Genomic DNA, 469 nt, shown 5'->3' with positions numbered 1-469 from the left:
TTCACCAGCTCGTAGAGCTTGTGCACACCCGTGGTGGTCTCCTCGGTCACACCCTTGATCTCACCCGCGAGCTTGGTGAACCGGCCCTTGTCCGCCGCCACCGACTTGCGCAGCGTCTCCAGAACGACCTTGAACTCCTCCGGGTCCTCCGCACTCGGCTGCGGCACCGCACCCGCCGCCTCGAACTCCACACCCTTGTGCACCAGCAGCGTCGCGTCCCCACCATCATCGAGGATCATGTTCGCGACCTTGCCGTCACCGAACTCCCACAGCTGATCGGTGCACCACCAGTAGTCCTCGAGGGTCTCGCCCTTCCACGCGAAGACCGGGACACCCGCAGGCTTCTCGGGCGTGCCCTGACCCACCACCACCGCGGCGGCGGCCTCGTCCTGGGTGGAGAAGATGTTGCACGACACCCACCGCACCTCAGCGCCGAGGGCGACCAGCGTCTCGATCAACACCGCCGTCT

1 protein-coding gene is annotated in these 469 nt (G+C 66.3%); it reads right to left on the bottom strand.

Annotation, left to right across the window (positions count from 1 at the left end):
• The coding region (locus tag ACYVF3_RS26505; protein WP_461157013.1) for an adenosylhomocysteinase at window positions 1–469 on the bottom strand (469 nt) is incomplete at both ends.

The organism is Saccharopolyspora tripterygii, assembly GCF_054778355.1.
Note: the sequence above shows the minus strand (reverse complement) of the source record. Positions and strands in the feature narration are given on the sequence as shown.